Annotated in this window: 10 protein-coding genes; all 10 read left to right on the forward strand. The window is 62.3% G+C overall.

Annotation, left to right across the window (positions count from 1 at the left end):
* The first annotated feature begins 236 nt into the window (after window positions 1–236).
* The 10 genes from ACSQ84_RS33025 to ACSQ84_RS33070 all read left to right on the forward strand — a co-directional run bounded on the left by ACSQ84_RS33025 (window position 237) and on the right by ACSQ84_RS33070 (window position 14,022).
* Entirely contained in the window at window positions 237–2,162 is a 1,926-nt protein-coding gene (locus ACSQ84_RS33025) for a hypothetical protein (protein ID WP_436215928.1), read from the forward strand.
* Window positions 2,163–2,174: 12 nt separating this feature from the next.
* Window positions 2,175–3,581, forward strand: a complete 1,407-nt coding sequence (locus tag ACSQ84_RS33030) for a hypothetical protein (RefSeq protein WP_436215929.1) — start codon at window positions 2,175–2,177, stop codon at window positions 3,579–3,581.
* A gap of 363 nt (window positions 3,582–3,944) precedes the next feature.
* The gene (locus ACSQ84_RS33035; protein WP_436215930.1) at window positions 3,945–5,372 is read left to right on the forward strand and encodes a DUF1254 domain-containing protein; all 1,428 of its coding nucleotides are present in this window, start codon (window positions 3,945–3,947) and stop codon (window positions 5,370–5,372) included.
* A 285-nt stretch (window positions 5,373–5,657) separates the two neighbouring features.
* A complete protein-coding gene (locus ACSQ84_RS33040; RefSeq protein WP_436215931.1) occupies window positions 5,658–6,908 on the forward strand; it encodes an ABC transporter substrate-binding protein in 1,251 nt (416 codons plus the stop codon).
* 151 nt (window positions 6,909–7,059) lie between these two features.
* Window positions 7,060–7,884, forward strand: coding sequence for an AraC family transcriptional regulator (locus ACSQ84_RS33045; RefSeq protein WP_436215932.1), 825 nt, complete (start codon window positions 7,060–7,062; stop codon window positions 7,882–7,884).
* A gap of 210 nt (window positions 7,885–8,094) precedes the next feature.
* Window positions 8,095–9,105: a branched-chain amino acid ABC transporter permease gene (locus ACSQ84_RS33050; protein WP_436215933.1), complete on the forward strand. Its 1,011-nt coding sequence runs from the start codon at window positions 8,095–8,097 to the stop codon at window positions 9,103–9,105.
* Window position 9,106: 1 nt separating this feature from the next.
* Complete coding sequence (locus ACSQ84_RS33055) at window positions 9,107–10,201, forward strand: branched-chain amino acid ABC transporter permease (protein WP_436215934.1); 1,095 nt, start codon at window positions 9,107–9,109, stop codon at window positions 10,199–10,201.
* Window positions 10,194–10,976 carry an ABC transporter ATP-binding protein gene (locus ACSQ84_RS33060; protein WP_436215935.1) on the forward strand — a complete coding sequence of 261 codons (783 nt, stop codon included), beginning with the start codon at window positions 10,194–10,196 and terminating at the stop codon, window positions 10,974–10,976. The genes ACSQ84_RS33055 and ACSQ84_RS33060 overlap by 8 nt, the downstream gene beginning before the upstream one ends.
* Complete coding sequence (locus ACSQ84_RS33065; RefSeq protein ID WP_436215936.1) at window positions 10,969–13,185, forward strand: ABC transporter permease; 2,217 nt, start codon at window positions 10,969–10,971, stop codon at window positions 13,183–13,185. The genes ACSQ84_RS33060 and ACSQ84_RS33065 overlap by 8 nt, the downstream gene beginning before the upstream one ends.
* Window positions 13,186–13,188: 3 nt before the next feature.
* A complete protein-coding gene (locus ACSQ84_RS33070) occupies window positions 13,189–14,022 on the forward strand; it encodes a phosphoenolpyruvate hydrolase family protein (protein ID WP_436215937.1) in 834 nt (277 codons plus the stop codon).
* The last annotated feature ends 2 nt before the right edge of the window (window positions 14,023–14,024 follow it).

A 14,024-nucleotide genomic window follows, 5' to 3' on the forward strand; every position in this document is an offset into this window, starting at 1 on the left:
GACGGGATGGGTGAGGATATAAACTGATTTGCGATTCTGTAAAAGCGAAATATTTTTCATTCTCTATAATTTTTGACTTGACACGGATTCTGTAAATCGGAACTGATTTGCCCGACGGGCTGGATGCGTCACGTCGTACGCCGCTCGTCATCGCCGTGCCGTCGCCCGCATACGATCACCCCTCGTCAAACTTCTTTCTGCTTGCAAAACCAAGTCTATTCAACCAAAATTAGTTTATGGCACGTCCGGCTTTTCGCAACCTGCGCGGGTATAGCCTCGATCCCGGGTTTTCGACCCGGCTCGATACCGCGAGCTTTAACGAAGTCACGTACCGAATACCCTTCGAAGACCTCGAGCCCGGCCCGATCGGCGAATACGTCGAGATTGTCGATTTCGATCCGGCGAGCAAGTGCTGGTACGAGCCGGTCGATCTCAACCGGGTCGAGGTGGCTTCGCAAGCCGGCCTTGCGCCCAGCGAGGGCAACCCGCAGTTTCACCAGCAGTTCGTCTATGCCGTCGCGATGAAGACAATTTGGCACTTCGAACGTGCGCTGGGCCGCAAGATCGTCTGGTATCCCCGCTACGCCAGATCCAGAGCAAAAAATGCTGGCAGCCGGCTCCGGGAGGAATATGTCGGTCGGTTGAGGCTGCATCCGCACGCCCTGCGCGACGCCAACGCCTATTACGATCCGGACAAGAAGGCGGTGCTGTTCGGGTATTTTGCGGCGGCGGATCAGATCGAGGGCGCCAACTATCCCGGCGGGCTGGTGTGCACCTGCCTCAGCCCGGACATTGTCGCGCATGAAATGACCCATGCGATCCTCGATTCCATTCACCATCGATACATGGAAGATACCAATGCCGACGTGGCAGCCTTCCACGAAGGATTTTCCGATATTGTCGCGTTGCTGCAGCGATTCACATTCCTCGAGCTGGTCGAACACCAGCTTTACCTGAGCGGCGGGCGGCTGGATCGCTACACCGTCTTTGGTGAGCTGGCGACGCAGTTCGGACAAGCCCTCAAGGGAAATCGCGGCGCGCTGCGCAGCATGATCGGTGAGTGGGATGCCAAGGGCAAGTGGCACAAGCGGGAGCCCGATCCGGCAGATTATGCCAACAATATCGAGGCCCATGATCGCGGCGCCGTACTGGTCGCAACGGTCTTCGACGCGTTTCAGCGCCTGTACACCCATCGCACCGCCGATCTGTTCCGGATCGCGTCAAACGGGACCGGACAACTGCCCGAGGGCAGCATCAGCCGCGACCTCGTGCATCGGCTGGCGCTGGAAGCGCGCGACATCGCCGGACACCTGCTGCACATCTGCATCCGCGCGCTGGACTATTGCCCGCCCCATGACATTTCATTTGGCGATTACTTGCGCGCCCTCATCACCGCCGACCTCGACATCGCGCCCGAAGACGAAACCGGCTACCGGATCGCACTGATCGAAGCCTTCCGGGCGCGGGGAATCTTTCCCAACCGCGTCAGCACGCTTTCGGTCGAGAGCCTTGCCTGGTCGCCGCCGGATCTTCCCAAGGTGGAGCAGAAGATCATTCATCAGCTGGCCGAGACGATGAAGCCGCTCATTATGAAGCTGATCGAAACCGTCGACCGCAAACAGATCTACGAGCTGTCGCGCGAGGCCCGGCGCCAGATTCACAAATTGTTCAATGCGCAGGCTTTCGCAGGGCCGGAATGGGAGCGGTTTCTCAACAAGCTCGGGCTCACCTCCTTGCCGGTCTCGAAGATGTTCGGCCGGCTCGCCAAGCCGATCGCGTTCTACAAGGACGGCAAGCGAAACAACGATTATGTGCCGAAGGTCGAGGTACACACGGTGCGTGCGGCGCTGCGAAGCGGACGCGAGAACCGGCAGATCGAGCAGGTGCTGGTAACGCTGACGCAAAGCGTGACGGCCGACATCGGCCTGGATGGCGAAACCAGATTGATGACGTTCCGCGGCGGATCGTCGCTGATCTTCAAGCTGGGCGATCTCAATACCATCGATCTGGTGATTCAAAAAAACATACGAAGTCACGCCAGGTTCGAGAGTCAGCGTGATTATCTGCTGGGCGAGAGCGAGGCTGCTCCGGCCTCGATATCGCCATATGTCGACGACGACAGGCCGTGGCATCTGAACTTCAACCTGCTGCATCGGCATTGAGGGCGGCCGCTCATGGGCACACTCACCGCGAATGTAAGGATGTACCGCCTCGATGAACTGGGCGACTGCTTTCTGCTGACATTCACCGACGGAGCCAAGGTCAGCCGCATCCTGATCGACTGCGGATCGTTCAGGAATTCAGCCAAGTCGATTGCGCGCCTGAAGAAAATCACCGCCGACATCAAGCAGGAACTCGGCGGCGCTCCGCTTTCGGTGGTCGTCGGCACGCATCAGCATAACGACCACGTCAGCGGGTTCGTTCACTGCGAAGACATCTTTCGCCAGATCGGGGTTGAGCAGGTCTGGTTGTCCTGGCTGGATGATCCCAACGACAGGAAGGCCCGCAAGATCGGCAACGACTTCAACAACCTTCGAAAGACGCTGTTCAAGGTTCGCAACAAACTTCAGTCGATGACCGGCATGTCTGCCGGCCATCCGAGCCTGTCGGCGCTCAACGACGCGCTCGGCTTTTTTGGATCGAAAGACGCCGCCGAGCCCCCGGAACTTCCTGCCGATGCGGTCAAAATCCTCAAGGATTTGGGCAAAAAGACGCTCTACCTCAATCCCGGACAAGCGCTCGACATGCCCGGTTTAAGTGCCGGCAGCGTGAAGATTCACGTCCTGGGTCCGCCGCGAAACACCGACCTGCTGTACAGAAAGGATCCTCGCAAGGGCGAAAGCTACGATCACGCGCTCGCGTCGGCGCTGCTGGCCGCCTCGAAGTTTTTCGACGCCAGTGAGCATCAATCCCGCGGCACCTCCGCAGAGGAGCGGCAGTATCCGTTCAATCAGGCCTACAAGCGCACCGGCAACGAGCTGAAATCCGACCCCTTGGGCAAGCTGATCGCCGGCTACAACAGCCCCGCCGAAAAATGGCGCAGGATCGACGACGACTGGATGGACCAGGCCGAGACCCTGGCCCTCTTCCTGGACACCTACACAAACAACTCGAGTCTGGCGCTGGCGATCGAGCTGGTCGAAAGCGGCAAGGTGCTGCTGTTTGCCGCCGATGCCCAGACCGGAAACTGGATCAGTTGGGCGGACGTAAAGTGGGACAATACCAGGACCTCCACCGACGACCTGCTGGCGCGGACCGTGCTCTACAAGGTCGGCCATCACGGCAGTCATAACTCCACGCTGGTGGCGGCGTTCGAAAAGATGACTCATCCCGATCTGGCGGCACTGATTCCCGTCCACAAAAAGGACCCCAACATCACCAAGGCCAACGGCTGGAAGATGCCGGCAAAGAAACTGTTCAGGAAATTGCGTGAAAGAACCTCGGGCAGGGTTTTGCAAATGGACGGTATCAATCCGGCAGGCTGCAATCCAGGCAAACAACCTGCGCTCGGTGCCTGGAAGAAAATCCGTATCAAGCCGAAACAGACCGACATGTTCGTCGAGCTTGAGATTCCGGGCTGACTGACGGCGGCAGAGCAAGTCTACCGCGGTTCCTGACATCGATCCGCGCTTTCCCGGCCCGCGCGATCGACCTCGCACCCGAGCGCCTTGGCACCCGAGCGCCTTGGCATCTGTGTGAGCCCAACAACAGCCGACAGCAAACGCTCCATCGGAGGCCAGTCGCGCCAAGCCGCAGTCCTGCTCGCGAAATGAATCTGTGGGATCGATCCTGACAATGATGCCGCGTCATTCACGTCCATCGATGACCTGCAACGGACGTCAACTTGCCCGAAAGGGCAATGCCCCGTCGGTAGATAATTTGATATCGCGAAACCTCTGCGGAGCCGAAGCAATCCAACCCACCCATCGAACTGGAGAATTGTAATGAGCATCACTCGTCGCGACGTAACTCTGGGCGGTCTCAGCCTGCTGGCCGCAACATCCGGCACCACCGTAAGCCGAGCCGAACTCGGCTCTTTTCTTGGGATCGGTGAAGGGCTCGAGGACTTCTGGCTCGCCACCGACGCCTACATTTTCGGCTACCCGCTCGTGACGATGGAGATGACGCGCCGCGTTTTCACCAACGTCGCGAAGCCGGAAGCGACCCGCGGCCCCATGGGCCAGATCGTCAAGGTGAGGTCGTACCCGAACGCTTCGTATCGCGACGTCACCGCACCCAACGCGGACACGCTCTACACCACTGGTTTTTTCGATGTCGGGAAAGAACCGTGGGTGCTGAGCATCCCCGACATGAAGGGCCGCTACGCCCTGCTGCCGATGTTGGACGGCTGGACCACAGTATTCCAGGTACCCGGCAAGCGCACGACTGGCACTGCTGCGCAGACTTATGCGATCACTGGACCCGGGTGGAAGGGCTCCTTGCCCGCCGGCGTCAAGGAATACAAGTCGCCGACCAGCCTCGTCTGGCTGCTCGGCCGCATCTACTGCACTGGTACGCCGGAGGACTACGCCGAAGTTCACAAATTGCAGGACGAGTTCAAGCTCGTCCCGCTGAGTTCCTATGGCAAGCCGTACACTCCGCCCGAACACACGGTCGATCCGTCAATCGATATGAAGACGGCGGTGCGTGAGCAAGTCAACCGGATGGACGCAGTGGCGTATTTTAGGTTGCTCTGCAGGCTGATGGTGGACAATCCACCGGCCACTGCGGATGCGCCGCAGCTCGCCAAATTCGCCAGGATCGGCATCGTCCCGGGCCAGGAGTTCGATGAAAGCAAGCTCAAGGCCGATTTTCTCAAGCGTGTGCCTGAAGCCGCCGTCGACCGGATCATGCTCCAGTTCAAGGTCAACAAGGATATGAAGGACGAGAGCGGTTGGGGTTTTACGACCAAGACCGGCATTTACGGCACGGATTATCTGATGCGGGCGCTTGTCACCGCGATTGGCCTCGGCGCTAACCGGCCCCAGGATGCGGTCTATCCGACCTCTCTGAAGGATGCAGATGGACGGAAATACAATGGCGCGAACAAATACGTAATCCGGTTCGCCAAGGGGGAGTTGCCGCCGGCGCTCGGCTTCTGGTCCCTGACCATGTATGACGCAGACTATTTTTTTGTGAACAATCCGCTCAACCGCTATTCGATCAGCGCGCGGCAAAATCTGAAATCCAATCCGGACGGTTCGACGGATCTCTACATTCAGAAGGACTCACCCGGCAAAGACAGGGAATCCAACTGGCTCCCAGCGCCGGCGGGCGACTTCATTCTGATGATGCGACTGTACTGGCCGAGCGAGAAGAACCCATCGATCATCAATGGGTCCTGGAAGATTCCGCCGGTGAAGAAGGTGTGATTTTCCGAGATTTGCACTGGGTCGGTAGTGCCGACTTGTCGAAGTTTCCGCATGGCGCCCGTAGCGGCCGTTCACGCGAAATCGCTTTTCGATCCCGAAGGCGATGTCGAACCCTTGTTACGCGCTGCGGCGCAACATGCAAAATGAGACTGGCGGTCAAGCAATATGGGAGCGAAGACATCCGCTCTGTGGGCATCATCGGCTAGCTTTCCCGCCACGTCCAAACAGCTCGATCGCACCGATAGCGACCGGGCGCAAAACGAATTTGGCGAAAAGGAGGAGGCAATGTTGAAGGGCAGTTTGGGACTGATTGCGTTGAGCAGCCTGTTGCTTTCGGGGACTGCGATGGCGCAGGAGAAGATCAAGGTTGGTGTCACCGCAACCCTGGAAGGCACCTACACGGTGCTCGGTGAAGACGGCATCCGCGGCCACCAGACCGCGCTCAACATCCTGGGCAAGAAGGTCGGCGACAAGGAACTCGAATTCATCATCGCGTCGACGGACGCGACCCCCGACTCCGCCATACGCGCCGTGCGCAAGCTGATCGAGCAGGACAAGGTGCAGATCCTGCTTTCGCCGCTGTCCGGCGACGAAGGCATCGCGGTCAAGAATTTTGCCAAGACCCGCCCGGAACTCACCTTCATCAACGCCGCTTCCGGCGCTCAGGAAACGACGTATGTCGATCCGGCGCCGAACTTCTTCCGCTACAACATGGACGGCGCGCAATGGCAGGTCGGGCTCGGCAAGTACGCCTATGAAACCAAGGGCTATCGCAAGATCGCGACCGTCGGCGATGATTATTCCTTCATCTACACGCAGGTGTTCGGGCTGGTGCTCGAGTTCTGCGGCGCCGGTGGACAGGTGACGAACCGGCAATGGGTTCCGCTCGGCACCAAGGATTTTGCTTCCGTCATCGCCGCGCTGCCGGACGACGTCGATGCGATCTATCTCGGCCTTGGCGGCGCCGATGCCGTCAATTTCCTGAATCAGTATCAGCAGGCCGGCGGCAAGGCCAAACTGATGGGCGGTTCGATCATGGTCGACCAGACCATCCTGTCGGCCAAAGGCAATGCCAAGAACGCGCTGATCGGCACCATCGCCGCCAGCGGCCAGGCCGATACCTGGGAGGATCCGGGCTGGCAGAAATTCGTCAAGGCCTATCAGGACGCGTTTCCACCCAACAAGCGCTTCCCGAGTCCCTCCCTGCTCGCCACCAATTATTATGACTCAACCATGGCGCTGATCCTGGCGCTGCGTCAGGTCAATGGCGACCTGAGCAACAACCAGGCCAAGTACAGGGAAGCGCTGGCCAAGATCGAGCTCGACGCCCCCAACGGCAAGATCAAGCTCGACTCCAACCGGCAGGCGATCGGAACCAACTTCGTGACCGAGGTCGTGGACGATGGCAAAGGCGCCTTGTTCAGCAAGGTCGTGAAGGTGATTCCAAATGTGAACCAGACGCTCGGCTATAATCCGGCCGTGTTCGCCAAGATCGGGCTGCCAAGCCGAACCGTTCCAGAATGCAAGAAGTATTGACCTATTTTTTGCAGATGCGAGCGCGCCGGCCACTGGCTGGCGCGGTTGCAACAGGAACGCGCCTCACCCTTGCATTCCCTCCTCGGATGTTGAACGCTGATAAAAAAAGCAAGGACACCCTGAAAGCGAAGACACCTTGGGGAGGGAGGACATGAGCAGGGCGCTTGCCGTCTTCCACGGCCAATTCGGTCGCGCGACGGTCTATCAGTTGAACCGTGCCTTCAACGTGCATGCACACCGCGAGGGACACCTGATCTTCCATGTCGGCGGAACGCCGGCGCAGATCGACGTATCCGATCAGCGCTGGCTGCTCACCGCGGACTCCGTCGTCGCAGTCAATCCCTGGGAACCGCACAACTTCCTGCCGATGGACACCGCAAACGGTGCGATCTTCTTCGTGCTTTATGTCAATGCGGAGTGGTTTGCGCCTTCTGCGGCGAACTCGCAAAATCTGCGCTTCGGCCGCACGCATTTCAAGCGCACGGATACGCTCGACAAACAGGTTCACCGCACGGCGGCGCTGGTCTGCGGCGCCCCCTCGCTCAGGACCCTCGATTGCGAACTCAGGCAACTGATCGATATCTGCTACGAGGAAAGCTGGCGGCAGTCGGAGGCGCTGGGAGCGCGCGCCACCGCTGCCATCACGGATTTTCGCGTTCGCAAATCCATCAAGCTGATGTCCGAAAACCCCGGCGCCGAGATCGAACTGGACACGATCGCCCGCGAATCCGGCCTTTCGCGGCCGCATTTCTACCGGCTCTTCCGCACCCAGACCGGCGTCACGCCGCATCTGTACCTGAACACGCTGATGATGGAGCAGGCGCTCGACGCGCTGGTCGCCACCGAGACACCGATCGCCGACATCAGCGTTGATCTCGGCTTTACCTCGCAGAGCGGTTTCACCCGCTTCTTCGCCGCCAATGTCGGGATGGCGCCGACCGATTACCGCCGTGCCGCCAAGGTCCTGCATCCCTGAGCAGGGCGCCGGCGCAGCGATAAAAGATACTCTCGATCAAATCCCTCCCTCCCGCCGCCGTTAGGATGCGGAAACGCGACACCTAAAAGACGGTCGCGACGCGGGAGGATGCACGTCAATGGCAGCGCACGCCGTGGACATGGAGGCATTGGCGGGTGCCCGGCAAAACGCCGCAGCGGCCGGAAAAGCCGCCGCAGCCGGAGAACTTGCGTGAGCAGGTTCATCGAGCGCCATCCGGCATGGGCGTTGATCACGATCCTCGCGGTCGCCGTGCTGTTGTGGCTGATCTTCGCGATCTGGCCGCCGGGTCTCGAGGCGGCGATCGGCCGCAAGCGCGTGTTCCTCAACGCCATCTTCAACGGCATCACGCTCGGTGGACTTTATTTCCTGGTTGCCAGCGGCTTCACCCTGATCTTCGGACTGATGCGCAATGTCAATCTGGCGCACGGCTCGCTGTATTTGTTCGGCGGCTATGTCGGATACGCCATCAGCACCTGGACCGGTTCCTGGGTCCTCAGTTTCGTCGTCGCATTCCTTGCCGTGGCGCTGGTCGGCGTGCTCCTGCAAATCCTGGTGTTCCGCCGCATGGAAGGCCAGGATCTGCGGCAGACCATGGTCACGATCGGGCTCTCGATCGTGTTCGCCGACCTGATGCTGTGGGCATTCGGCGGCGACTTCTACCAGATCCAGACGCCTAACTGGCTGGTCGGGCCAACGCAATTGCCGTTCGTCACCGCAGTGAGGTCCTCCGGCGAGGCGGTCTACCTGCAATATCCGCTGGTGCGGCTGGTGATCTTCGCCGCTTCGGTCGTGATCGGCGTTGCCATGTGGCTCGCGCTCAATCGCACCCGGATCGGGATGATCGTGCGCGCCGGCGTCGATGACCGCGACATCCTGGCTGCCACCGGCGTGCAGATCCAGCTCGTCTTCGTCCTCGTGTTCGCTCTCGGTGCGGGCCTTGCCGGCATCGCTGGCGTTGTCGGCGGCACGTTCCAATCGATTTCGCCGGGCGAGGACACGCGTTTCCTGCTCGCCTCGCTGGTGGTCGTGATCGTCGGGGGCATGGGCTCGATACCGGGTGCGGCGCTGGGCGCCGTCATCATCGGTCTCGCCGAGCAGCTCGGCTCCGTCTACATCCCGACCTACGCGATCGTCGTAACCTTCCTGATCATGGTGCTGGTGCTGGCGCTGCGGCCGCAGGGCCTGTTGGCGAGGCGATGACATGTCGTTGACCCAGGGTGCCGAGCTTCAAGCAGGCCAACCCGCTTCCGCGGTGCGGCGGGCGATCGCCCGCGCCTGGCCGGAACTCAACAACCCCTTCGCCTGGCTGGTCGCGCTGATCCTCGTGATCATGCCGCTGATCGCCAGCGGCTTTTTCCTGATCGAGATTTTCGCCACGACCCTGATCCTCGGCATCGTCGCCCTCAGCCTGATGTTCCTCGCAGGCTATGGCGGCATGGTCAGCCTGATGCAGCTCACCATCGCCGGCTTCGCGGGCTACATGGTCGCGGTCATCGGCGTCAGCGGCAATCCCAACATCAGCATGGGATGGCCGTGGTGGCTTGCGACCCCGATGGCGCTCGCGCTTGCAACCCTGTTCGGCACGCTTGGCGGCACGCTCGCGGTGCGCACCGAGGGCATCTACACCATCATGATCACGCTGGCGATCGGCGCGGCCTTCTATTACTTCACCAACCAGAACTGGCCGATCTTCGGCGGCCATACCGGCATCAACACCGTCGCCACCCCGCATTTCCTGGGCGTCGACTGGCGCTCCGACATTCCGTTTTATTACCTGGCCCTCGGCACAGCCGCGCTGTGCTATTTCGCGGTCCAGTATCTCTCGCGCGCGCCGTTCGGCCTCGCTTTGCAGGGCGTGCGCGACAATCCCCGGCGCATGGCGGCGCTCGGCTTCAATGTCAACGCGCATCGGGTCGCGGCCTACGCGGTCGCGTCGTTCGTCGCGGGACTCGGCGGCGTCCTGCAGGTCTGGAACTACCGGCAGATCTCGCCGGGGTCGGTCAGCGTCGGCGCCTGCATCGACATCCTGATCATCGCCGTGGTCGGCGGCATCACGCGGCCGATCGGCCCGTTCATCGGCGCTTTCATCTTCGTGATGCTGCGCACCTTTGCGCTCGACTTTCTCGTCAAATTCGGGCTCGACGGCAATCGCTTCCGGCTTTTGATCGGCCTTGGCTTCCTCGCCATCGTGTTCTGGTCATCGGACGGCGTGATCGGGCTCTGGGAGCAATGGCGCCGCCGCACCGGCCGCGGCCAGGCCCGCGCGGATGGTCGCGAGGAAAAGCGGCATGGATAGCGTCGCGCAACGCCTGTACACGGTCGGCGCCGGCGCCGCGCTGGAGCTACGCGGCGTGACGCGCATGTTCGGCGCGCTCGCGGCGCTGACCGATGTCACCATCACGGTGCGGCCGGGTGAACGGCGCGCGGTGCTTGGCTCGAACGGCGCCGGCAAGACCACGCTGTTCAACTGCATCACCGGCGACTTTCCACCCTCCTCCGGCACGATCCGCTTCTTCGGCGAAGACATCACCCATTTTCCGCCTTATGAGCGGATTCGCCGCGGTCTGCGCCGGACCTATCAGATCTCCGCGCTGTTTCCCGGCCTCACGGTGCAGGACAATGTCTATCTTGCCTGCTGCGGCGTTTCGCGCGGACGGTTTTCTCCGCTGCGCCCGGGCGCGGACGACGCGCTGATGCACGCCGCCGACGCGCTGGTGCAGGCGGTGCATTTGACCGCCGTCCGGGAACAGCGCGTTTCAGAACTTGCCCACGGCCAGCAGCGCCAGCTCGAGATCGCGCTCGCGCTCGCCGGCGCGCCGCGCTTCGTCCTGTTCGACGAGCCTGCAGCGGGGCTCTCGCCGGCCGAGCGGCTCGAGTTGATCCAGATCCTGACCTCGCTGCCCGCGCATATCGGCTACATCATCATCGAGCACGACATGGACGTGGCGCTGCGGGTGGTCGAGAGCGTGACGATGATGCACAACGGGCGCATCTTCAAGGAAGGTCTGCCCCGCGAGATCGAATCCGATCCCGAGGTGCAGGAGCTTTATCTCGGAGGCGGCCATGAGTGAAGCCCGCCGCGCCGCACCCGCGCTCGAGGTAAAGGGACTCGATGTCTATTACGGGCATTCGCATGCGCTGCAGGGCGTCGACGTCACGCTGCAAAGCGGCGTGTTCTCGGTGGTCGGACGCAACGGCATGGGCAAGACCACGTTGTGCAAGGCCATCATGGGCCTGGTTCGGGCCAGCAGTGGCTCGGTTCGGATCCGCGGCGAGGAAGCCATCGGGCTGAGCCCGGCGCGGATCGCGCGCCTCGGCGTCGGCTATGTGCCACAGGGCCGGCGGCTGTGGCGCTCGCTCAGCGTCAACGAGCATCTCGAACTCGCGGCCGGGATGCGTCGCGGGCCATGGACGATCGAACGCATTTACGAAACATTCCCCCGCCTTGGCGAACGCAAGGACCATGGCGGCAGTCAACTGTCCGGCGGCGAACAGCAGATGCTCGCGATCTCGCGCGCGCTTCTGACCAATCCGCAGCTGCTGATCATGGATGAGCCGACCGAAGGGTTGGCGCCGGTCATCGTCGCCCAGGTCGAGGAGATGCTGGTACGCCTCGGCGAAGACGGCGACATGTCCGTGCTGGTGATCGAGCAGAATATCGGCGTCGCGACGGCGATTTCCCAGAACGTCGCCATCATGGTCAATGGCCGCGTCAACCGTATCATCGACTCGGCGCGGCTAGCCGCCGACCGCGACCTGCAACAGCGCCTGCTTGGCGTCGGTCTGCACGACGACGTTGGTTTCGAGGTCGAAACACGCCCCGCAACGGCCGAAGCAGGCCATGCGCCGCAGCCGGTCCGCAGCAAGGGCCCGGTGCGGATATTCATCTCCAATCCCGCAGCCCCGACGCGATGGTCACAGCCGGTACCGATCGCGCGCATCGAAGCTGCCGCGCGCACCGTCACGACGGGCGTCACGCGGCTTGAGGAGGCCGCCCGGCAAAGGCGCGCGCCGGCCACGACCCAGACCTCCGGACCACCTGTCGTACTGGTGGTCGGCACGCTCGACACCAAGGGCGCCGAGTTGCGCTTCATCCGCGACATCATCGCGAAGAGCGGCCTGCGCACCCGCCTCGTCGACGTCTCCACCAGCGGAAAGGCTTCCACTTGCGACGTCTCCGCGCAGGAGATCGCGCTGAACCATGGCCGCGGCGGCTCGAGCGTTTTCGGTGCCGATCGCGGCGCGTCGGTGACGGCGATGGCGGAGGCCTTTGTCAATTGGTTGCGCGGACAGGGCAATATCGCCGGCATCATCGCCGCCGGCGGCTCGGGCGGCGCTTCGCTGGTTGCGCCGGGCATGCGCGCCCTGCCGATCGGCGTGCCGAAGATCATCATCTCCTCGGTGGCTTCGGGCGATGTCGGCCCCTATGTCGGGCCTGCCGACATCACCATGATGTATTCGGTGACCGACGTGCAGGGTCTCAATTCGATCTCGCGGGCGGTGCTCGCCAACGGCGCCAACGCGCTCGCCGGCATGGTCAAGGCGCGTCTCGACGCGCGTGAATCAGGGCCACGCGAGGCGGGCGTCGGCCTTCCGGCGATCGGCATCACCATGTTCGGGGTGACCACGCCTGCGGTGCAAAAGATCGCCGCCGAACTGAACGATGAGTTCGAATGCGTCGTGTTCCACGCCACCGGCGTCGGCGGCCGCTCGATGGAGAAGCTGGTCGATTCCGCACAGTTGGCTGCCGTCATCGACCTCACCACCACGGAGGTCTGCGACCTTCTGATGGGCGGCGTGTTTCCGGCCGGCGACGACCGCTTTGGCGCCGTCATCCGCAGCCGGGTGCCCTATGTCGGCTCGGTCGGCGCGCTGGACATGGTCAATTTCGGCGCGCCCGACACGATTCCGGAGCGCTACCGGCAGCGCAGGCTCCACGTACACAATCCGCAGGTCACCTTGATGCGGACCACGCCGGACGAGAGCGAGCGGATCGGAAAATGGATCGGCGAACGGCTCAATCAAATGGACGGGCCGGTGCGTTTCTTCCTTCCCGAAGGCGGCGTTTCGGCACTCGACGCGCCGGGCCAGCCGTTCTGGGACGTCGAAGCCGACGCCGCCCTGTTCCGTGCGCTGGAGCACACCGTACGCCAGACCGGCAATCGCCAGCTCATTCGCGTCAAGCAGCATATCAATGATCCTGAGTTCGCCGCCACGATTGTCAGCGCGTTCCGTGCCCTGCTCGGACGCGCCGGCGGGCGGCGAAGAGTGGTGAGGTGACCCATGCCCCGGTTTGAACGTGCGGAACTGTTGAAGAAGTTTCACGAGATGGCGGCCAGGGGCGAACCCATCGTCGGTGGCGGCGCCGGTACCGGGCTGTCCGCCAAATGCGAGGAGGCCGGCGGCGTCGACCTGATCGTGATCTACAATTCCGGCCGCTACCGCATGGCCGGCCGCGGCTCGCTCGCCGGGCTGATGCCCTATGGCGACGCCAACGCCATCGTGCTGGAGATGGCCAGCGAGGTGCTCCCGGTCGTGACCCGGACGCCGGTTCTGGCCGGCGTCAACGGCACCGATCCGTTCCGCAACATGGATCTCTTCCTCAATCAGCTGAAGACGCTGGGCTTCTCCGGCGTGCAGAACTTCCCGACCGTCGGGCTGATCGACGGCACCTTCCGCATCAACCTCGAAGAGACCGGCATGTCCTACGCGATGGAGATCGAAATGATCGCGAAAGCCCGCGAGATGGACCTGTTGACGACGCCTTACGTCTTCAGCGAAGCGGAAGCCGCGGCGATGGCGATCGCCGGCGCCGATATCATCGTCTGCCATCTCGGCCTCACCACCGGCGGTTCGATCGGTGCCCAGACAGCGCTGAAACTGCAAGACTGCCCGGCGCGGATCGGCACCTGGGCCGAGGCGGCGCTGAGCATCAATCCGCAAATTCTCGTGCTCGCGCATGGCGGTCCGATCGCGACCCCCGAAGACGCGGATTTCATTATCAGGAACACCCGCAACTGCCACGGTTTCTACGGCGCCTCCTCGATGGAGCGCCTGCCGGTGGAACTGGCGCTGACGGACCAGGTTCGGAAATTCAAGGCGATCGGCGCGCGCTGAGC

Origin of the sequence: Bradyrhizobium sp. LjRoot220, from assembly GCF_964252915.1 — a bacterium.
Classification (GTDB): Bacteria; Pseudomonadota; Alphaproteobacteria; order Rhizobiales; family Xanthobacteraceae; genus Bradyrhizobium.

What these genes read in the sequence shown, in the direction of transcription:
- ACSQ84_RS33025 (WP_436215928.1), top strand. Translation starts at nt 237, where the DNA reads ATGGCACGTCCGGCTTTTCGCAACCTGCGCGGGTATAGCCTCGATCCC.
- ACSQ84_RS33030 (WP_436215929.1), top strand. Translation starts at nt 2,175, where the DNA reads ATGGGCACACTCACCGCGAATGTAAGGATGTACCGCCTCGATGAACTG.
- ACSQ84_RS33035 (WP_436215930.1), top strand. Translation starts at nt 3,945, where the DNA reads ATGAGCATCACTCGTCGCGACGTAACTCTGGGCGGTCTCAGCCTGCTG.
- ACSQ84_RS33040 (WP_436215931.1), top strand. Translation starts at nt 5,658, where the DNA reads ATGTTGAAGGGCAGTTTGGGACTGATTGCGTTGAGCAGCCTGTTGCTT.
- ACSQ84_RS33045 (WP_436215932.1), top strand. Translation starts at nt 7,060, where the DNA reads ATGAGCAGGGCGCTTGCCGTCTTCCACGGCCAATTCGGTCGCGCGACG.
- ACSQ84_RS33055 (WP_436215934.1), top strand. Translation starts at nt 9,107, where the DNA reads ATGTCGTTGACCCAGGGTGCCGAGCTTCAAGCAGGCCAACCCGCTTCC.
- ACSQ84_RS33060 (WP_436215935.1), top strand. Translation starts at nt 10,194, where the DNA reads ATGGATAGCGTCGCGCAACGCCTGTACACGGTCGGCGCCGGCGCCGCG.
- ACSQ84_RS33065 (WP_436215936.1), top strand. Translation starts at nt 10,969, where the DNA reads ATGAGTGAAGCCCGCCGCGCCGCACCCGCGCTCGAGGTAAAGGGACTC.
- ACSQ84_RS33070 (WP_436215937.1), top strand. Translation starts at nt 13,189, where the DNA reads ATGCCCCGGTTTGAACGTGCGGAACTGTTGAAGAAGTTTCACGAGATG.